Genomic DNA, 18,763 nt, shown 5'->3' on the forward strand with positions numbered 1-18,763 from the left:
TAAAATTGGTGGATATGACGAGATTCGAACTCGCATCAACACAGTAACCTTCGTTTTTAGTCGAAAGGTCGAGAAGTATCATTGGAAACGTGCGCCAGTCGTAACCCTTACACAGAGCTAGTCCCTGCAATCCGCAACCTTACTGATGAACCCACTTACCTACCATGCCTAGTTTTACCCAGACCGCCTCCACTCAAACGTTTTAGGCGGTGTCGCTCCCTGTGTGACAGCATACCCATAACTTTTTAACCTTTCACACAAACCACTTGTCGTAAGGTATACACCACTTCAACCAAATCTTTTTGTGCATTCATTACATCTTCAATCGGTTTATATGCCGATGGGATTTCATCAATCACAGCAGCATCTTTACGGCATTCCACACCTTCAGTTTGTGCAATCTGATCTTCTACGGTAAAGCGACGTTTGGCTTCAGCACGGCTCATCACACGACCTGCGCCATGCGAACATGAGCAGAACGATTCTTGATTTCCAAGCCCGCGAACGATGAAAGATTTAGCACCCATTGAACCAGGAATAATTCCATATTGTCCAAGTTTGGCACTTACAGCACCTTTACGTGTCACCATGACTTCTTCGCCGTAATGTTCTTCCTTTTCCACGTAATTATGGTGGCAATTCACGGCTTCCAATTTGGCATTAAACGGCTTTGGAATAATGGTTGCTAAAGCTTTAATTGCTGATTGCATCATGATTTCACGGTTTTTCATGGCAAAGCGTTGTGCCCAACCCACAGCAAACCAATAATCATCAAAATGCTCAGTGCCTTCGACTAAATAGGCTAAATCTTTATTAGGTAAATTAATAAAGTGCTTTTGCATATCTTTACGCGCAAGTTCGATAAAATGATTACCAATGGCATTACCAACACCACGAGAACCTGAATGTAACATAATCCAAACGTGATCGTGTTCATCCAAACAGATTTCTACAAAGTGATTTCCTGTTCCTAAAGTTCCCAATTGTTTTCGGTTGTTGGTGTTTTTTAGGCGAGGGTGCTTAGCACAAATCAACTCAAAATCAGTCACTAAGTCAACCCATGCTTGATCGACCATTTCAGGTGGTGTTTCCCATGAACCTTGATCACGGCGACCACGTGTTTTAGTCATACCATGTGGAATCAAACGTTCAAGCTCGGTTCTTAATCCATGTAAATTATCAGGTAAATCTGAAGCCGTTAGACTGGTGCGAGTTGCCATCATTCCACAACCAATATCGACACCCACAGCCGCAGGAATAATCGCACTTTTGGTTGGAATCACACTTCCAATGGTTGCACCTAAGCCAAAGTGTACGTCTGGCATCACTGCCATCCATTTATAGATAAATGGCATTTGTGCTGTTTGTAATAGTTGTTGTTTTGAGTTGTCATCAACAATTACGCCATTTGTCCACATTTTTACAGGCATGCTTTTTTCGTTCTGTAAAACTTGATAGGCACGTTTTTGTTGCTCTTGTTCAATTTGAGCTTGTTGCTTAACTGCTTCAATAACTGACATTTTCACTTTCCTTTCAAAGCCTGCCTGCCAAGCGGTTGCAGACAGATGATATACACAAGATCCCAATGATGTTGTGTATATATACTATTGCAGTGAGTGTGCCAACTTGTTGGTAACAGATGAAATTAATTTTAAGATATTGATAATTAATTAAAATAAATTTTTAAATATTTTCCATAAGTATTTGTGCTGGTGATTTTGTCGATACTTATATATCTAAAAAGATATTTTAGTATCTTAAAAGATATGTGATCTATATGTAGTTTTCATTGATAGATCACATAGGAGGAAAAATTATGATGATGCAACGATTTTTGAAAGTTGACCTGTTTCATTTAAACTAAATTGATCAAAATCATCGGCTAAATAGAAATTGCCTTGATAAAGTTCACGAACTTCTTCAGCAATCGCTTGTTGTCCAATATTATCCTGATGACGAGGGCTAAAATGAGTCAGGATGAGATTGCTTAAATTCTGCTGTTGCACAAATTTAGCCACCATTTTAGCGGAACTATGCATTGGGCCTTTACCCACTTTATCCAAAATGACTTGGGTATACGTTGATTCATGAATCAGAAGTTGAGCATCTTTACAGGCATCAGCCAATAATTCAGGCTGATCATTATCACCACCAACAATGGCATGCATGCGCTGCGTTTGTATTTGAATAAAATCACTTGCTTTCAACGTTTTTTCATTGAACTGAATATCTTTACCTTGTTGTAAATCACCCCAAGCTTTGCCTTTTGGTACGCCGAGTTGACTTAAAGTCTGTGTATCTAATTTCTTTTGGGTGTATTGCGCAATAATACTAAAGGCAAAACTCGGTACTCGATGACTGAGTGGGTGGGCTTGAATCGAAAGCTCATCAGTCAACCGTTGTATTTGAGTGGCTTCATTCACATCAATGAATTTCAGTGGATAGGGTAAATGCAGATCCGTCAATTGTGCAGTTATTTCAATCCATTGTTGAATTTCTTTGGGTGCAATAATGGTTAAGGGCGCAGTCCGTGCATTCATGCCTGCGCTTGCCAATAAACCGACGAGCCCATAACAATGATCACCATGAACATGAGTAATGCAGATGGCAACTAAGCTTTGTAATGAAAGTTTGGCCTGTTGAATCCGATGTTGAGTGCCTTCACCAGCATCGACCAATATCCAATCTTTATTCTTGCTGTTACGGATTGCTAATCCCGAAACATTCCGAGTCAATGTGGGCACACCAGAAGATGTGCCTAAAAAAGTAAAATGAAGCATATTGTTGGAATTTTTCACTGAAATGCGTATTGTATATTATAGGCATTTATAAAATATTATAGAAATCATGGCGAATGCAAAAAAAACTGTCGTTATTGGCTTTGTGGGTTCTACCTTAGATCAAGGAAAACGTCCTGAACGTTGGCAGCGTTGGCGTCCAACGCTGAGTCTACTCATGCATGAAGACTTTATCGTGGATGAGCTGGTTTTATTACATGATCGACAGCACCGTAATTTGGTCGATTTTATTCGAGAAGATGCAGTCGAAGTTTCTCCTCAAACCACAGTTTCAGGATATAAAATTAGTATTCGTGACCCTTGGGATTTTGCTGAGGTATATGGCGCACTTTATGATTTTGTAAAAACCTACTCCTTTGATACTGCGAAAAATAATTATCTTCTGCATATTACGACGGGAACGCATGTTGCCCAAATTTGTTGGTATCTGTTGGTCGATGCGAATTATTTACCTGCCAAGCTGATTCAAAGTGCCCCGAATCAACAAAAAACACCACAGGGCGAATATCGAGTTATTGATTTGGATTTATCTCGATATGATGTTTTAAAACAACGTTTTGAGGATGAGCAGCAACAAAACTGGCAACAACTTAAAGCCAATATTTCGACTTATAATCATGATTTTAATCAGTTGATTACTGAAGTTGAAATGGTTGCAACACGCTCTAGTGCGCCGATTTTGATTATGGGAGCAACTGGGGTTGGAAAATCGCATTTAGCTAAACAAATTTTTCAGTTAAAGAAAGATAAATTTCATTTGAGTGGACGTTTTATTGATGTGAATTGCGCAACTTTGCGTGGTGATAGTGCTATGTCGAGCTTATTTGGTCATATCAAAGGTGCATTTACAGGCGCAGCGGCTTCTCGTACAGGTTTATTAAAAAGTGCAGATCAGGGCATTTTATTTTTGGATGAGATTGGCGAGCTTGGGCTAGATGAGCAAGCGATGTTGCTGAAAGCACTCGAAGATAAATCTTTCTTCCCAGTTGGGAGTGATAAGGAAGTACAGGCTGATTTTCAGTTGATTGCAGGAACGAATCGAGATTTAAGAGTTGAAGTGCAAGCAGGGCGTTTCCGTGAGGATTTATGGGCGCGTTTGAATACATGGACTTTCTTTTTACCGAATTTAAAAGATCGTGTAGAGGATATTGCCCCTAATATTGAGTTCGAATTGCAACGTTTTGCGGCAAACCATCAACGGCAATTACGTTTTCAACGTGATGCACTTGATGTGTATTTGAAATTTGCCAAGTCGAAAGAAGCATCATGGCAAGGCAATTTTCGTGATTTAACTGCAAGTGTCACACGCTTAGCGACTTTATCCAGTGGCGAGTTGATTCGCTCGGAAACAGTAGAAAAAGAGATTCAACGCTTAAAGCAACTTTGGTCAATTCAGACTGCTGCAAATGAGCTGAAAGAACAAGATATTTTACTGAAGTATCTAGATCAAACACAACTTGCAGAAGTAGATGAGTTTGATCAGATTCAACTGCGTGGTGTACTTCAAGTTTGTGAATATGCCAAGTCGATGGCAGATGCTGGACGAAAGCTTTTTGCTGCTTCACGCCAACAGCGTAATACCACTAATGATAGTGACCGAGTCAAAAAATATTTGGCTCGGTTTGGTTTGAGTTGGAGTAACTTTCACTAATCATTTAGCTGGATGATCTTTCTTTATTTGGGATTGATTGGGTATAAACTCTAAATTCCAGAGCTTTTCGGCATGCCGACCAAGCCACCAGAAAGATGCTGCCAGCAGAATAAAGAAAATGGCTTTATGCATACCATTCCAAAAGAACTCAAAATACTTGGTGTAGAGGTTAATAAATAAGAAGGTGATACCAAAACCACGTGAAGTGGCATCATCATGTTTTAAGCCATAGATAATCGCGATGATGGCAATAAACGCGAATAGCACGCCCCAATGTAACAGCTCATATTGCTTAACGCTGTACCAACTCCCTAAGTCACCATAATTACCAAAAATTGAAAGAATCCATAAGGCAATAAATAGATACAGCAGACTCATGACATAGGTTGAATGTGCAAAGCCTCTAAAATGCGCATAGCGTTTAAACAGCAAGCTTAATCCAATCAATACACCACCAAACAAGACAAAGCGTAAAGGAAAGTTCATCCCTAGGTAATAGGCACCCCAACCAGACATATAGCCTGTTTCAGTTCCAAACCATGAACCAAGCGAAAGCAGCGAAAACACCCAGATCAGTTTAGAAGGGAACCAGAATGCAAGTGCTACATAAATGATGGTGGAGAGAAGGAATAACAAAGAAAAATGCCCACTGCCGGTATCAATTGCTTGGCCGAAATAGGCGACAGACGCTGCTGTAGACAGCACGCCTGCAAAAATAATCGCTTCATTGCTAAATTGATGTAAGGGTTTGGTTCTGCGTCGACGATAGGCAAAACCATAAAAGGCCGCTGCAACTGCAGCAAAAATCAGACAAGGAATAATTTTTGAATCAATAAATATTTTTTCAATCAATTCCATCAAGAATTTATCTGCGGTAATTGCGGCAACCGCAATCACGGCGCAAATCATAGAAATCCAGAATGAATATTTTGCTAATCGTTCCCAATCGAAAGGTCGAATCGAAAAGCTGTGTTTTAACTGATTGGCTACATCAGGCGTAATCGTGCCTTGTTGTTGCCAATGTTCAATGGTTTGCTTTAAAAAAAGTCCCTGTTTTTTATTTAATTTCATTATGAAAGAATCCAAATGCTCATTTTATCGATATTGATATAGCAGAAATGGGGTATTAGGAGTATTTCTTTTAGTAATCGAATGAATGTTTTATTATATTTTTCAATGGTTAATATTTGATTTTATTATTTGAAAATGGGGGTTTTTTGATCTTTTGTTGTCATCCAATAATTGCTTTCATGGTAGAAATCTGAATAGGCATAAGGCAACTCTTCAATAGTTAAACAATTAAGCATATTTTGATACCACTCAATATAGGCAGAATTCTTATTTTTGCATTGATTTAAAAACTCTTGATGTTGTTGAATAAATAGCTCAGTCAGTTCAGTAATATCTTGAGTGATTTCTGTTTTGCGGATATCTCTATTTTTTTGAATCCAGCTAGAAATAATAATGGTAGATGCATTTTTATGGCTATTCAAAAAAGAACACCTCCAATGACAACCAGAAGGAGATATAGAGGGTTCAATATATAAAGATTCAAAACCTCGTTTATGTAATTCATGAGCAATATAAAGTGTTTTTTTAAGATTAATGATATAAAAATCCTTTTTCACTGTTAAATTCCTATTTTTATATTTAGGTCTATAATTTTAAAAAGTGAGTAATTACTTGTCTTAACTGTTTTAGATAACCCGTAAAGAAATGATTGGCACCTGGCAAAATCGTGATCGGGTGTTTTTGTGGCTTTGCCCAAGCAATCATATCTGAAAGCAAGGTAATGTCATCTTGCTCACCATGAACAAATAAGATATCGCCATCAATTGCAGGAGTTGTGTAGTGGCGTAAATCCACCACCGAACCTGTTGGCAAGCCGCATAATACCAATTGCTTTGGACGTAATTCATCGCTGAGTTGTGCTTGGCATTTTGCGAGTACATGAGAGCCGAAACTGAAACCGCCTGCATAGAAGGTAAGTCTTGCATGTTTTGCGCGGGCATATTCAATCACGGCCATAATATCCTCAGTTTCGCCATGCCCTTGGTCGTGAGTACCTTCACTGCCAGCTAAACCACGGAAGCTAGGACGGTACACCACACACCCCATTTCATTAAAAATCTGAGCCAGTAAAACAGGGACTTTATGATGCGGTGTACCACCTTGCAAAGGATGTGGGTGGCAGACGACAGCAAAACCTGTGATTTCACCTTGGGGCTGATCAACAAACATTTCGATTTGACCAACAGGACCTTGGATGAATAATTGCTCAGACATAAGATACGCAATGGATAATGGAAGAATCCACTATTTTACCGATAAAACTGAACGAGAACACGAATTGGCATTAAAAATTATCAACTGTTATAGTTTCACCAAGATAAATTTATTTTGATTGATTATGCTTGCTTTAATTTCTCCTGCTAAAACACTCGATTACACCACAGCACTTCCTACAGATACACATACCCAACCACGTTTGTTGGCGCAATCACAACAATTGATTAATGTTTGTCGCAAGCTTTCTGCGACAGAAATTGCATCGTTGATGACCGTGAGTGAGAAAATTGCCAATTTAAATGTAGAACGTTTCCGTGACTGGAATGCAGATTTTGATTTTTCCAATGCACGTCAAGCCTTGTTTGCATTTAAAGGTGATGTGTATACCGGTTTATATGCTTATCATCTAAAAGATCAAGATATTGATTTTGCTCAACAGCATTTACGTATGCTGTCTGGTCTTTATGGTTTATTGCGCCCATTGGATTTGATGATGCCATACCGCTTGGAAATGGGCACTAAACTAAAAAATACCCGTGGTCATAATCTATATGAATTCTGGGGTAGTATTATCACCGATCAAATTAACCAAGATTTAGCTGAAATTGATGCAAAAGTGTTGGTAAATTTGGCCTCTGACGAATATTATAAATCTGTGAATGAAAAGAAAATTCAGGCAGAAATTATCAAGCCTGTATTCTTGGATCAGAAGAACGGAAAATATAAAGTCATCAGTTTCTATGCGAAAAAAGCGCGTGGGTTGATGGCGAGATACTTGATTGAAAATAAATTAAGCCAAGTAGAACAATTAAAAGCATTTGATAGTGAAGGGTATTATTTTGATGCTGAAAGTTCATCGAATAAAGAATTGGTCTTTAAGCGAGATGAGCAGCACGCAGCTTAGTTTTGCCCTAGGCAGGGTGGGATGTTAACCAAAGAACATTTATTAAAACACGCGATATCGTCTGATCAAGTTTGTGTCAAAGGACACCTGACCGAACCTCGAAGTTACGGGGTGTATGCATTGCCGCTTGATCGAGACGGTACTCGACGATTCCGATTTGGTAATCATCCTATGCGCCAACAGGAACTAAAACATGAGTTTGGTTCCTGTACCTTGTATCAGCTTTTTTTAGAGCGTAAAGATGCTGAATCATTGGCAAAGTGGCTGAATAAAGAAATCCAATGAGGATGAGCAATGCCGCAGTATTTATCTACATTAGAAAAATCATGGTTTGAGCTGCATCAGTATTATCATTTTTCTGAACCACAGAAAGTTTTTAATAAGTTGATTGCTGCCTACAGTGAAAAGCAGCGGGCTTATCATACGCTGCAACATTTGTATGAATGTCTAGTTCTAGTTGATTCGATTCGAGCTGATTTAAATGATGCACATGCTGTTACATTGGCGCTCTGGTTTCATGATGCGATTTATGATCCCCAAGCAAAAGATAATGAGCTGAAAAGTGCAGAGTTATTCGAGCAATATTTAGCTCAAGATTTATCAATTGATATTGTTCAGAAGATAAAGCAGTGGATTATTGCCACGCAAAAGCACGAATCGACGAATGAGTTGGATTTGCAATTTTTACTGGATATTGACTTAGCGATTCTAGCTGCTTCGCCAGAGCGTTTTGCGGAATATGAACAGCAGATTCAACAGGAGTATGCTTGGGTAGATCTAGATATTTATTCGATTAAAAGAAAACAAGTTCTAGCGCATTTTTATCAGACAGAACCGCTGTATCAAACGGAATATTTTCAACAGAGTTTGGAGCAAAGGGCGAAAGAGAACTTAAAATTTAAGCTTTTTTAGAGAATTAAGAATTTCAATAATTCTCTAATAATCTTTCTTTAGTAAAATTTAGATATTAGGACAATAATTTTCATAAAGCGTTGTTAAAACAACCTGTAACTTAGGGTCACTAATTGAATAAAAGATTTGCTTTCCATCCCGACGTGTAGAAACTACATTACTTTTTCTTAACATCATAAGCTGCTGTGACAGGGTAGGTTGTAAGATATGGGTAGCTTCTTCAATTTGAGACACATTTAATTCTTGTTTGGCTAAATGACATAAAATAATTAAGCGATCTGTGTTTGCCAAAGACTTAAGTACATTGACAATAGAGCTTGCAGACTCTCTCATCACGTTGATCTCTATATCCTTTTGCATACTTTTCTCACTACATTCAAGCCGAACTTAGTATAAGGTGAGAAAAACATAAAAATGTATTAAAACTTGAAAAATACAATGGTTTTTTGTGAATATCTATATCAGTGAAACTTATATTTTTCATTCATAACTATTAGGCTTTAAAATTTGGTAGTTTAGATATTTTAAGCAATGTTAGAAACATTAGTAATTGTTAAAATTTTCTAAACAATAAAATTATGTAATTAATTTAATTAATAAATATAAAAATTTTAAAAATTTTCTTTGTGCTTGTAGGAAAAGCGTATATAATGAAAAACAAGACAGAAAGATCTGTCTTCATAAGAAGGATCGGGATGTGCAATTTGTACGACCGCCAGAGGGTAATATTTTTATTATTCTTTTTACAACTCAGACGCAAGCGTGAGCCACAATAACAACTATAAATCACGCTTTATTTTTTATATTTTCAATTTCATATTATTTTTTTCACTCAGTTTTCTGAGAATTTTATGATGCCATTTGCTTTTCAAAATTAATTAAATGTTCTACGCGAGTCCAATACTCACTCATTTCAACAGAGTTTTTATTTACATGCGCTTGGATGGTCATTCCATCTAAAATACTTACGATTAATGTAGCCAAGTGTGTCGGGCTTCGAATATCTAAATGAGTCAGTAAGTTTTGGATCAAGGCTGTTAGCCATATTTTATATTGTATCGCAGGTTCAAGGGTTGAAGGGTAAATTTTAATCACTTCTTCAAGTGCTTTTTGGAACATACAGCCGTTAAAGTCTTCGCTTTGGAACCAAGCATTGTACCATTTGAATATCGATTCAATTTGCTCTAAATAATTTGATTGATCACATTGAGCTAATGTTTCATTCAATGAGGTTTGAAGGTTAATATTACGTTGAAGTAAACATTCCTCAATAAGCTTTTCCTTCGATGGGAAATATTTATAGAATGTCATTTTTGCAACGCCTGACTCACTAATAATTCGATCAACCCCAATCGAATTGTAGCTATGCGAGTTAAAAAGTTTTAATGCTGTGTTAATAATATCTTCTTTTTTTGACATACAAACCTCGAATTCGCTCTCTACTAATATGAGCTGAGCATTATTTGCATTCCATCATGCAATTTTGGCACGAATTTTACATGGTATTAAAGAAATATCATAGAAAAAAATAACATTATTTATTTAATTGATTCTTAAATTTACAGTTTATTAGTTATTTTTTAGTTAAATATATGAATTAATTAAACTAATCTAAATAAAACAGAGTAATTGTAATGTGATTTATAACTCTATAATATGAATTTAAACTAATTCACATTTATTTAAAATTATGATAATTGAATAATAAAAGTCAGTTATTAAATTTTTAAGATAAATAACTGACTTTTATATATTTTATTAAAAATTAGCTTCTTGCTAAAGTTTCAATTAAACGCACAAAATTTTGATAAAGCGTTGATTGTTGAGTAGGTGTATATACAGGGCGTTTAATTGTGCCTTTATTGGTTTGGATCATTAAATCGACATTTTTTGCATTTCTAAGTTCATTAAGAAATAAACTCGGGATAACAAAAGTATTTGATGAGTGTTTAGGAATGAGACGATTGATGTATTTCTGCTGGGTTTTTCCAACAGGTTCATAACTGAATAATTTATTATCAACGCTGAATGTCATACCTGTAATGTCATAATATTCATAAGTACTACTCAATGCCACATCAATTTGTAGGCGATCTTTTTGCTGCTTATCCCATTCCACGACAACATTTGGACAAAGTTCATTTGCCTTGCAACTTAATGAACCTGCTGTTGCGAGTTGACTTATATTTGTAGCATCTGATGTTGGATTTGTTAGGTTACTACAACCACTTATTGCGATACACAGGCTAAGACAACCAAGTACTTTTTTCATATTTAACTTCTCGAGTTTATTTCTATTCAGGTGTTAATGATGTAACTCTGGACCAAGAAATTCAAATGGTTTTGCAATTTTAAATTGATCAGTCGCATCGCCAGCAAAAGTATTTTGTTGGTCTTTACCAAGATCTAATTTACGCGTGACACCATCTTTAAAGTTAATTTTCTTTAAGTCCACCCAGAAAACATTAGGAGATACAGCAGATTCAAAAAAGTAGAGTAGTTGTTTGTGATCTGCAACTGTCCGCCAACGTGTTGAAGAAATATTGGGCTCTTCTTCTGTATTTAAGCCAAAAGGAACCGATGCATTACGTATAACACTAAAGACAGAGGCAATCGCTTCTTTTGAATTATCATTTTTAGGGATAGCGTTGATATAAAATGATGCTCGGGCAAATCTATCGGATGCTCTATTCGTTCCTGGTAGCATTACAGTGCCACCAATTTGCTTCCAGTAGGTATTTAAAGCCAATTGTTGATCGAAGGTAGGGGAGTTGGTCATCACCTGATATTTCTTATTATGATGGATGACTTGTTTTCCATTAATGTATTCAATGATTGCACTATCACCAGTTTTGTCTGAAATTGATAAATGAAGTGTTGCTAGCCTTTGTTCATCAGGAACACTGTCTGTAATTAGTATAAATGGTTCTTTTTCTAAGGCTGTCACTGCTTCCGACACAGTTGCATAGTTATCAAGCACATATTGTGCCCAAGCAGAAATACTTAATTGTGGCTTATTTGATTGTTTTGCATTTGGATATTCTGATTCAACTAGCCATAACACATTTGCCATTAGACCAGCTTCATTCATGCCATCCGTGCTTGATATATCATAGCCTGAAGCGATGACACTGCCATATTTCGATTTCCATTTAAGTGATTTAGGACCTGCATTACTATCGCGATTTACACCACTCGGCATGATCCATAGGTTAGTTCCGACATCTACTTTCCAATCCATTGATCGTGCTGTAATGATGTGATTGTCATTGCCTAGATAAACTGCTCGAGTACAAGCTTGGGCTGTTTGAAGTACTAATGAAGATGCGATCAATGAACAAAATAGTGTTTTTTTAAACATATTGATTCTCCGTTATAGTAAAGAATAATTTAGATATAATTTATGTTTTAAGTTGTTATTAGTGAGTTTATGAAAAATATTATATTTTTCAATACTTAAAATGTAATCATTATAAAAAATTTTTAATTTTTTATGTCGAATTATAAAAGTAGAAATAGTCGAAACTACTTCTACTTTAATTAGATAGAGGATGTATCAGGCTTAATGAGGTGGTAACAACATAATAACTGCTTGATTCAGTAACAATACGATATCTTCTAAAATATCCGTATGATTAAATTCTTCATCAAATGCTAAGCTTGCACCATCTGCAATTTGTTTCAGTTGTGCTTGGAAAGATTGAGAAATACAGATATTTTCCCCATTTGCCCAAAAGTCTAATAATTGATCTTGTTGTCTATAGAGCAATCTTGATGCAGGTTCCAGAATAACTTGATAGCCGCCATTGATAACTTCAAGTAAATCATCTACCACAATTTCTTCTGGCTCAGGAATACTATTGGGATATTTAGACTCACTCATGTATGCCATGATCGCCGCATCAAATTCTGGTGCTTGGGTAAGATAATCAAGTAATTGAGTCTTGAGATAAGAAAACTCGGAATTATTTATCTCTCCAATAGCATTTGTTTTTATACGAGTAATATCCGCGAGAGGATTTGTTAAGACTGAGTTTTTTGCGAATTGTTCACTGAGTCGATCTGTCATTTCAGCTAAATTTGGCATACGGAAGCCAAAAGAGAAAGTTAAACAATCATCCTCAGCAACGCCATAATGAGCAAGACCAGGTGGTACATACAATAGATCGCCAGGTGCAAGTACCTCATCAAAATCTACATTGATTTGAGAAAGGAGTTTTAATGGTTGATCTGCAACAAACTCTGTTGATTCATCACACATTTGACCGAGTTGCCAACGGCGATGACCATGCCCTTGTACAAGGAATACATCATAGAAATCGAAGTGCTTACCAACAGAGCCACCTTTAGGTGCATAAGAGACCATGATGTCATCGCGGCGCCATTGAGGGATAAATGGAAATTTTTTCCAGAGCTCAGCAATATCAAAAGAATAATGGTCCACCGCTTGAACTAGGATCGTCCAAAGATTCGGTAACTTTTGGAAATCACCTTTAGTGAGTGGTGATGATTTTACATGCCATTCATTTGGATTTTTATTTTTTTGACGAATCAAGCGAGCACTGACATCTTCTTCTAGCGCAAGTTCTTTGACATCCTCAGGTTCTAATAAACCCATAATTTCAGGCATTGCATTGCGAACTAACAATGGTTTTTTTTGCCAATATTCATTCAGGAATTGTTCTGCGGTAATACCGCCGAGTACCGCTAAGGATTGAGACATGTCAAATAGACCAGCAACTTAAAAATTATGGTGTATTCTCTATTGAGTTGAATATCGGTGCAAGTCTTGTGATGATTGTAAGTAAATCTATAAGAAATTCGGTTTAAAAGCTCCAGAAAGTATTTAATCTTGATCAATTAGAAATGGACTCGTTCACAGCCTTTCAAAAAAACAGTATGCTTAAGATGCAGAAAGGAGCATACATGTATCAAGTACTGGCAAGAAAATACCGTCCTCGTAATTTCAATGAGTTAGTTGGGCAAAACCATGTTTCTCGTGCTTTAACCAGCGCATTAGAACGTGGGCGTTTGCATCATGCTTATTTGTTTACAGGAACGCGCGGTGTCGGTAAAACCACGATTGCCCGTATTTTAGCCAAATGTTTGAACTGCGAGACAGGCGTGACCTCAACGCCGTGTGAAGTTTGTGCAACTTGTAAAGCGGTCAATGAAGGTCGTTTTATTGATTTAATTGAGATCGATGCGGCATCACGGACCAAGGTTGAAGATACTCGCGAGTTACTCGACAATGTACCTTATGCGCCGACGCAGGGTCGCTTCAAAGTTTACCTGATCGATGAAGTGCATATGCTTTCAACGCATTCGTTCAATGCCTTGCTCAAGACACTGGAAGAACCACCTGAGCATGTGAAGTTCCTCTTTGCAACGACAGATCCACAAAAATTACCAATTACTGTCATCTCGCGCTGTTTGCAATTTACCTTGCGTCCTTTGGCTGTCGATGAAATCACAGAGCATTTGACAGCGATTTTAAATAAAGAGCATATCGAAGCCGATCAAGATGCAATTTGGCAAATTGCAGAATCTGCACAAGGATCATTACGTGATGCATTGTCTTTAACAGACCAAGCAATTGCCTATGGTCAAGGTGCAGTCCATCATCAAGATGTTAAAGATATGCTCGGTTTGATTGACCGAACCATTATTTATGATTTGATTTTGGCAATCCATCAAAATCAGCAAGCACGAGTAAGTCAGTTACTTCTACAATTCAGACAGCAAGCTTTAGATGTGTCGTTGGTTTTAGACCAATTGGTTTCTACCTTGCATGAATTGGCATTACTGCAATATTTGCCTGATCTTGCTTTGAAATATAGTGAAGAAATTAATCAGAAAATTTTGCAACTGTCTAAACTCATTTCTGCTCAAGATTTGCAGTTGTATTATCAAATTGCATGTAAAGGTCGCGCTGAGTTGCAACTTGCGGTGACGCAAGAGCAAGGCTTTGAAATGACGGTGTTGCGTTTACTTGCGTTTAGACCGTTGACTTTGAATGAAGTCATGGTTACGGCAACGCCTGTTATGCAAATTACAGCACCTGAAGTGCAGCAGCCAGTACAAGATTTAAGGATAGAAAATCAGCTTGCAGTTCAGCAAGAAACGGTTAGCGTTGAACCTGAACCTGAACCTGAACCTGAACCTGAACCTGAACCTGAACCTGAACCTGAACCTGAACCTGAACCTGAACCTGAACCTGAACCTGAACCTGAACCTGAACCTGAACCTGAACCTGAACCTGAACCTGAACCTGAACCTGAACCTGAACCTGAACCTGTTGTGCAAAATCCAGATAGCAGCTTAATAGTTTTTGATGCAGAAGATGGGCAGTTGATTGGATTGGATATATCAGCGCAACAACACACGATTCAGTCGAATATCGTTGAAGTGGATGATGTATTGGTTTTTCCTGTTGAGCAAAATCCTCAAGTACAGCTAGAGCAACCTCAAGCTGAACACGCACTTGATCTCATCGCAGAGCAAGTGCTTGAAGCTGTTGTTTCGGAACCGATTGTTGTCGCACACAAACCAGTAGCACCTGTAAGACAACAGAAAGATCACAGACAAACTGATCTGACGCCTCAAGATATTTTAAAATTGCGTGAGCAGGTTTTGGAAGGTGAGTGGAATTTGGAGAAGTGGGAATACTGGTTTAGAACCAGCCAGCTTTCACCTGCTGTACAAGAGTTAGCCCAACATGGTGTGATGCAAGGACAGATCAACGGTACTTCTATTTTCCATATTCCTCAAGAATATGAAGGTATGTTGTCGCAATTGCAGCATGGCTTAGAAGATGCATTAAAAGAACAATGGCCACAAACGTTGTTCAGTGTGCAATATGGTGCTGTGAATTCTAATACGCCTTTAATAATGCAGAATGAACGTAAAGAAAGAGCTTATCGTCGTGCCGTCGAGCTATTAAACCAAGAGCCGACAATTAAGAATTTGGTTGATACTTTTGATGCAGAATTGGTCAATATTCAGCTCAAACCTTAGGTGGAATAGACAGAAGAGTATTTATTTTTTTACTTTGTAATGATTTACATAGGTCAACAGTGTAATCTATGTTTAAAATTTAAATCATAACAAAATAAGGGTAAAAAATAATGCGTCGTTTACCAGTTTATTTATTACTTGATACCTTAGGCTCTATGCACGGTGAGCCTATAGAAGCCGTAAAAAATGGGATGCAAATTTTACTTTCGACTTTACGTCAAGATCCTTATGCGCTGGAAACGGCCTATTTATCTTTAATCAGTTGCGACAGCCAAGCCAAACAGTTAGTGCCTTTAACTGAATTGGCTGTTATCCAAGCGCCAGATTTGCAGGTCACAGGAACCACAGCCTTGGGCAATGCTTTAGCGCTATTAGCCGATAAAATTGAACAAGAAGTGGCAAAAACCACAGCAGAGGTCAAAGGTGACTGGAAACCATTGATTTTCATTATGACTGATGGTGTGCCAACAGATGATTGGCGTAAAGTTGCAACGTTTACAACAAGTCAAAACAGGGGTAATCGTGGCCTGCGCAGCGGGACATGGCGCTGATACTTCAGTTTTAAAACAAATCACAGAAGTTGTTGTTGAATTGGCAACGGCAGATTCAAATACGATTAAAGCATTCTTTAAATGGGTTTCTGCCAGTATTTCAACCGGCAGCCAGAAAGTGGATGCAGGACAAAAAGAAGTCACAGGCTTGGGCGATTTGCCACCTCCACCGCCTGAAGTCAACATCGTACTATAAAAGCAAAATAAAGATTAAATAAGAGGGTAAAACCATGGCTGTGAGTTTAAATAAAGGTCAAGGCATAAGTTTAAATAAAACTGAAAATAATTTGTCTCAAGTAACCATTGGTTTAGGTTGGGATATTCAGGAACAGAAAAAAGGTTTTCTTGGCGGATTATTTGGTGGCAATAGCGCTGAATATGATCTGGATGTGATTGCCTTTCTGGTGGGGAGTAATGGCAAGGTCAATAATCTGGGGCGAGATGCGCAGGGGAATGTCACCTTAGAAAATAGTGATGTTATCTTTTTTAATAATCAAAAACATTCTTCAGGGCATATTTGGTTAACAGGTGATAACCGTACGGGTGCGGGTGATGGCGATGATGAACAAATTATCGTGAAGCTCAATGACCTTGGTCAACAATACCAGAAAGTCGTATTTGTGGTGCAAATCTATAAAGCTGCTGAAAATAACCAACATTTTGGGCAAGTCAAAAATGCATTTATCCGTGCAGTAGATACCACGGGCAAGGAAATGGTTCGTTTCGATTTGTCGGGCATGGGACAATATGATCAACAGCGTTCATTACTGTTTGCTGAACTTGTCCGTGAATCAGCAGGATGGAAATTTAATGCAGTCGGACAGGCTTCCCAATCTGATTCATTTGTGGAATGGTTAAAACAATACGCTTAAAAATTTGATTTTCGGCTAAAGAAAGGTTTAGAACAACATGCGCCGTTTACCCGTTTATATTTTATTAGATACCTCTGGATCAATGCGAGGTGAGCCAATTCATTCGGTGAACGTCGGCTTGCAGTCCATGTTGAGTGCATTGCGCCGAGACCCGTATGCATTGGAGAGCGTACATTTAAGTATTATTACCTTTGATCTGGAAGCGAAGGTTTATTTGCCTTTAACGCCTTTGGATCAAGTGCAACTTACCGATATCGATGTGCCGAGTGCAGGCGCAACTTTTATGGGAGCTGCGTTAGAATTACTGGCAGAACAAGTGAGTCAGCAATTACAGAAAAGCACTGATGAGGTCAAAGGGGATTGGCGTCCGCTATTATTTGTGATGACTGACGGCTCACCTTCAGATGTCTATGCTTACCAGCAAGCGATTCCTGTCATAAAACAGTTAAACTTTGCCAGTATCGTTGCCTGTGCCGCTGGGCCAAAAGCCAAACAGGAACATCTCCTACAACTGACCGATAAAGTTGTGGTATTGGATACTATGGATGCGGCCTCTTTTGCAGGATTCTTTAAGTGGGTGTCTGCCAGTGTCGTGGTGGGAAGCAGTAGTGCGGGGATTTCAGACTCTGTTTCATTGCCGCCACCGCCACCCGAAGTGCAATTGGTGTTGTAAATAAAATAAAGAATATATTAAGGATAATCAGAAGATGCGCCGTTTACCTGTTTTTTTCGTATTGGATTGTTCTGAGTCGATGGCGGGGAAAAATATTCAACAGATGCAACAAGGCATCCAGTTGATTATGCAACAATTACGTCAAGATCCATATGCCTTGGAAACCGTGTATGTTTCTGTTATTGCCTTTGCAGGGATTGTCCGAACCTTAGTTCCGTTAGTGGAAGTGTTTGCTTATTATCCTGCGAAATTACCTTTGGGTGGCGGAACACATTTAGGCAAAGCCTTAGAACATTTGATGAATGAATTTGATCGTCATTTGATTAAAACAACAGAAGAAACCAAAGGGGATTGGAAGCCAATCGTATATTTGTTTACAGATGGCCGTCCGACCGATGAATGTAAAGATGCGATATATCGCTGGCAAAAGAAATATGCACGACGCTGTACGCTGATTGCCTTAGGAATGGGTAAAAACGTTGATTATGCAACGCTCAAGCAATTAACAGAACACTGTATTGCTTTTGATGAGTTGAATGAACAAGACTTTAAAAAGTTTTTCCAGTGGATTAGTGCGTCCGTGGTTGCACAAAGTAAAAGTATTGGCGATGGACAGCAGCAAGATCATTTACCGCCAATCGATGAGCGTTATATGCGTCTGGTCAAGGATTTGCCAGCCAAAAAAACCTTGGTGGATGAAAACTGTGTCACTTTTGTGGGGCGTTGTGGCAAGATGAATCGACCCTATTTAATGAAATTTGAACGTGAAATTCAGTATCAAGCGCCTCAAGATTTAAATATCAACCTGAATTTATATCATTTTCAATTGACCGAATGCTGCAAAATTGATGAGGATTATTTTACTTGGTCTGATCAAACCCAACATCAGCAGCAGGTCAATACCACGCTATTACAAGGTACTCCAGAATGTCCACATTGTTTGGCTGAAACGGCTTTTGCCATGTGTGGTTGTGGCCAATTGATGTGTTATGACGGTTTTAGCGAGGGCGTGACTTGCCCATGGTGTCGTCGCCAAGTCAGTTTTGGTTATGGTGGAATGGACGGCTTCGATGTGCAACGAGGACGTGGTTAACAA

General features: G+C 38.2%; 18 protein-coding genes and 1 pseudogene. 9 read left to right on the forward strand and 10 right to left on the reverse strand.

Annotation, left to right across the window (positions count from 1 at the left end):
• Window positions 1-245: 245 nt before the first annotated feature.
• Window positions 246-1,520, reverse strand: coding sequence for an RtcB family protein (locus O1450_RS07205; protein ID WP_269230251.1), 1,275 nt, complete (start codon window positions 1,518-1,520; stop codon window positions 246-248).
• A gap of 294 nt (window positions 1,521-1,814) precedes the next feature.
• Window positions 1,815-2,780 (reverse strand): ribonuclease Z, encoded by a 966-nt coding sequence (locus O1450_RS07210; protein WP_269230436.1) that lies wholly within the window; start codon window positions 2,778-2,780, stop codon window positions 1,815-1,817.
• Between the two features lie 67 nt (window positions 2,781-2,847).
• On the opposite strand from O1450_RS07210, the gene rtcR reads away from it, so the two are divergent.
• Complete coding sequence (gene rtcR / locus O1450_RS07215; protein ID WP_269230252.1) at window positions 2,848-4,449, forward strand: RNA repair transcriptional activator RtcR; 1,602 nt, start codon at window positions 2,848-2,850, stop codon at window positions 4,447-4,449.
• Here rtcR and O1450_RS07220 read toward each other — a convergent pair whose 3' ends face one another.
• The 3 genes from O1450_RS07220 to O1450_RS07230 all read right to left on the reverse strand — a co-directional run bounded on the left by O1450_RS07220 (window position 4,450) and on the right by O1450_RS07230 (window position 6,735).
• A complete protein-coding gene (locus O1450_RS07220; RefSeq protein ID WP_269230253.1) occupies window positions 4,450-5,520 on the reverse strand; it encodes a DUF2157 domain-containing protein in 1,071 nt (356 codons plus the stop codon).
• Window positions 5,521-5,645: 125 nt separating this feature from the next.
• Window positions 5,646-6,077 (reverse strand): hypothetical protein, encoded by a 432-nt coding sequence (locus O1450_RS07225; protein ID WP_269230254.1) that lies wholly within the window; start codon window positions 6,075-6,077, stop codon window positions 5,646-5,648.
• Window positions 6,078-6,105: 28 nt separating this feature from the next.
• Complete coding sequence (locus tag O1450_RS07230; protein WP_269230255.1) at window positions 6,106-6,735, reverse strand: alpha/beta hydrolase; 630 nt, start codon at window positions 6,733-6,735, stop codon at window positions 6,106-6,108.
• Between the two features lie 124 nt (window positions 6,736-6,859).
• Here O1450_RS07230 and yaaA point away from each other — a divergent pair, with 124 nt between their 5' ends.
• The 3 genes from yaaA to O1450_RS07245 are packed head-to-tail and all read left to right on the forward strand — an operon-like array spanning window position 6,860 to window position 8,554.
• Window positions 6,860-7,642, forward strand: coding sequence for a peroxide stress protein YaaA (gene yaaA / locus O1450_RS07235; protein ID WP_269230256.1), 783 nt, complete (start codon window positions 6,860-6,862; stop codon window positions 7,640-7,642).
• Between the two features lie 21 nt (window positions 7,643-7,663).
• Window positions 7,664-7,927, forward strand: a complete 264-nt coding sequence (locus O1450_RS07240) for a hypothetical protein (RefSeq protein WP_005313397.1) — start codon at window positions 7,664-7,666, stop codon at window positions 7,925-7,927.
• Between the two features lie 9 nt (window positions 7,928-7,936).
• The gene (locus O1450_RS07245; protein WP_269230257.1) at window positions 7,937-8,554 is read left to right on the forward strand and encodes an HD domain-containing protein; all 618 of its coding nucleotides are present in this window, start codon (window positions 7,937-7,939) and stop codon (window positions 8,552-8,554) included.
• Between the two features lie 48 nt (window positions 8,555-8,602).
• Here the strand turns inward: O1450_RS07245 and O1450_RS07250 are convergent, their stop codons facing one another.
• The 5 genes from O1450_RS07250 to O1450_RS07270 all read right to left on the reverse strand — a co-directional run bounded on the left by O1450_RS07250 (window position 8,603) and on the right by O1450_RS07270 (window position 13,277).
• Entirely contained in the window at window positions 8,603-8,914 is a 312-nt protein-coding gene (locus O1450_RS07250) for an ArsR/SmtB family transcription factor (protein ID WP_005215950.1), read from the reverse strand.
• 489 nt (window positions 8,915-9,403) lie between these two features.
• The gene (locus tag O1450_RS07255; protein WP_269230258.1) at window positions 9,404-9,973 is read right to left on the reverse strand and encodes a TetR/AcrR family transcriptional regulator; all 570 of its coding nucleotides are present in this window, start codon (window positions 9,971-9,973) and stop codon (window positions 9,404-9,406) included.
• A 346-nt stretch (window positions 9,974-10,319) separates the two neighbouring features.
• A complete protein-coding gene (locus tag O1450_RS07260) occupies window positions 10,320-10,826 on the reverse strand; it encodes a hypothetical protein (RefSeq protein WP_269230259.1) in 507 nt (168 codons plus the stop codon).
• Between the two features lie 33 nt (window positions 10,827-10,859).
• A complete protein-coding gene (locus tag O1450_RS07265; RefSeq protein WP_269230260.1) occupies window positions 10,860-11,915 on the reverse strand; it encodes a linear amide C-N hydrolase in 1,056 nt (351 codons plus the stop codon).
• Between the two features lie 201 nt (window positions 11,916-12,116).
• A complete protein-coding gene (locus O1450_RS07270; protein WP_269230261.1) occupies window positions 12,117-13,277 on the reverse strand; it encodes a cupin domain-containing protein in 1,161 nt (386 codons plus the stop codon).
• A 203-nt stretch (window positions 13,278-13,480) separates the two neighbouring features.
• Between O1450_RS07270 and dnaX the strand changes: the two genes are divergently transcribed.
• The 5 genes and pseudogenes from dnaX to O1450_RS07295 all read left to right on the forward strand — a co-directional run bounded on the left by dnaX (window position 13,481) and on the right by O1450_RS07295 (window position 18,760).
• On the forward strand, window positions 13,481-15,571 hold the full coding sequence (gene dnaX / locus O1450_RS07275) for a DNA polymerase III subunit gamma/tau (protein WP_269230262.1): 2,091 nt from the start codon (window positions 13,481-13,483) through the stop codon (window positions 15,569-15,571).
• Window positions 15,572-15,681: 110 nt separating this feature from the next.
• Window positions 15,682-16,318, forward strand: a pseudogene (locus tag O1450_RS07280) (vWA domain-containing protein).
• A gap of 34 nt (window positions 16,319-16,352) precedes the next feature.
• On the forward strand, window positions 16,353-16,994 hold the full coding sequence (locus O1450_RS07285; RefSeq protein WP_269230263.1) for a TerD family protein: 642 nt from the start codon (window positions 16,353-16,355) through the stop codon (window positions 16,992-16,994).
• A 37-nt stretch (window positions 16,995-17,031) separates the two neighbouring features.
• The gene (locus O1450_RS07290; RefSeq protein ID WP_269230264.1) at window positions 17,032-17,667 is read left to right on the forward strand and encodes a vWA domain-containing protein; all 636 of its coding nucleotides are present in this window, start codon (window positions 17,032-17,034) and stop codon (window positions 17,665-17,667) included.
• A gap of 34 nt (window positions 17,668-17,701) precedes the next feature.
• Window positions 17,702-18,760, forward strand: coding sequence for a TerY-C metal binding domain-containing protein (locus O1450_RS07295; RefSeq protein ID WP_269230265.1), 1,059 nt, complete (start codon window positions 17,702-17,704; stop codon window positions 18,758-18,760).
• The last annotated feature ends 3 nt before the right edge of the window (window positions 18,761-18,763 follow it).

The organism is Acinetobacter sp. TR11, from assembly GCF_027105035.1.
Lineage (GTDB): Bacteria > Pseudomonadota > Gammaproteobacteria > Pseudomonadales > Moraxellaceae > Acinetobacter.

Bases quoted from the DNA above. Each gene is read 5' to 3' on its own strand.
- O1450_RS07205 (WP_269230251.1), bottom strand. From the start codon at position 1,520: ATGTCAGTTATTGAAGCAGTTAAGCAACAAGCTCAAATTGAACAAGAG.
- O1450_RS07210 (WP_269230436.1), bottom strand. From the start codon at position 2,780: ATGCTTCATTTTACTTTTTTAGGCACATCTTCTGGTGTGCCCACATTG.
- rtcR (WP_269230252.1), top strand. From the start codon at position 2,848: ATGGCGAATGCAAAAAAAACTGTCGTTATTGGCTTTGTGGGTTCTACC.
- O1450_RS07220 (WP_269230253.1), bottom strand. From the start codon at position 5,520: ATGAAATTAAATAAAAAACAGGGACTTTTTTTAAAGCAAACCATTGAA.
- O1450_RS07230 (WP_269230255.1), bottom strand. From the start codon at position 6,735: ATGTCTGAGCAATTATTCATCCAAGGTCCTGTTGGTCAAATCGAAATG.
- yaaA (WP_269230256.1), top strand. From the start codon at position 6,860: ATGCTTGCTTTAATTTCTCCTGCTAAAACACTCGATTACACCACAGCA.
- O1450_RS07240 (WP_005313397.1), top strand. From the start codon at position 7,664: ATGTTAACCAAAGAACATTTATTAAAACACGCGATATCGTCTGATCAA.
- O1450_RS07245 (WP_269230257.1), top strand. From the start codon at position 7,937: ATGCCGCAGTATTTATCTACATTAGAAAAATCATGGTTTGAGCTGCAT.
- O1450_RS07250 (WP_005215950.1), bottom strand. From the start codon at position 8,914: ATGCAAAAGGATATAGAGATCAACGTGATGAGAGAGTCTGCAAGCTCT.
- O1450_RS07255 (WP_269230258.1), bottom strand. From the start codon at position 9,973: ATGTCAAAAAAAGAAGATATTATTAACACAGCATTAAAACTTTTTAAC.
- O1450_RS07260 (WP_269230259.1), bottom strand. From the start codon at position 10,826: ATGAAAAAAGTACTTGGTTGTCTTAGCCTGTGTATCGCAATAAGTGGT.
- O1450_RS07265 (WP_269230260.1), bottom strand. From the start codon at position 11,915: ATGTTTAAAAAAACACTATTTTGTTCATTGATCGCATCTTCATTAGTA.
- O1450_RS07270 (WP_269230261.1), bottom strand. From the start codon at position 13,277: ATGTCTCAATCCTTAGCGGTACTCGGCGGTATTACCGCAGAACAATTC.
- dnaX (WP_269230262.1), top strand. From the start codon at position 13,481: ATGTATCAAGTACTGGCAAGAAAATACCGTCCTCGTAATTTCAATGAG.
- O1450_RS07285 (WP_269230263.1), top strand. From the start codon at position 16,353: ATGGCTGTGAGTTTAAATAAAGGTCAAGGCATAAGTTTAAATAAAACT.
- O1450_RS07290 (WP_269230264.1), top strand. From the start codon at position 17,032: ATGCGCCGTTTACCCGTTTATATTTTATTAGATACCTCTGGATCAATG.
- O1450_RS07295 (WP_269230265.1), top strand. From the start codon at position 17,702: ATGCGCCGTTTACCTGTTTTTTTCGTATTGGATTGTTCTGAGTCGATG.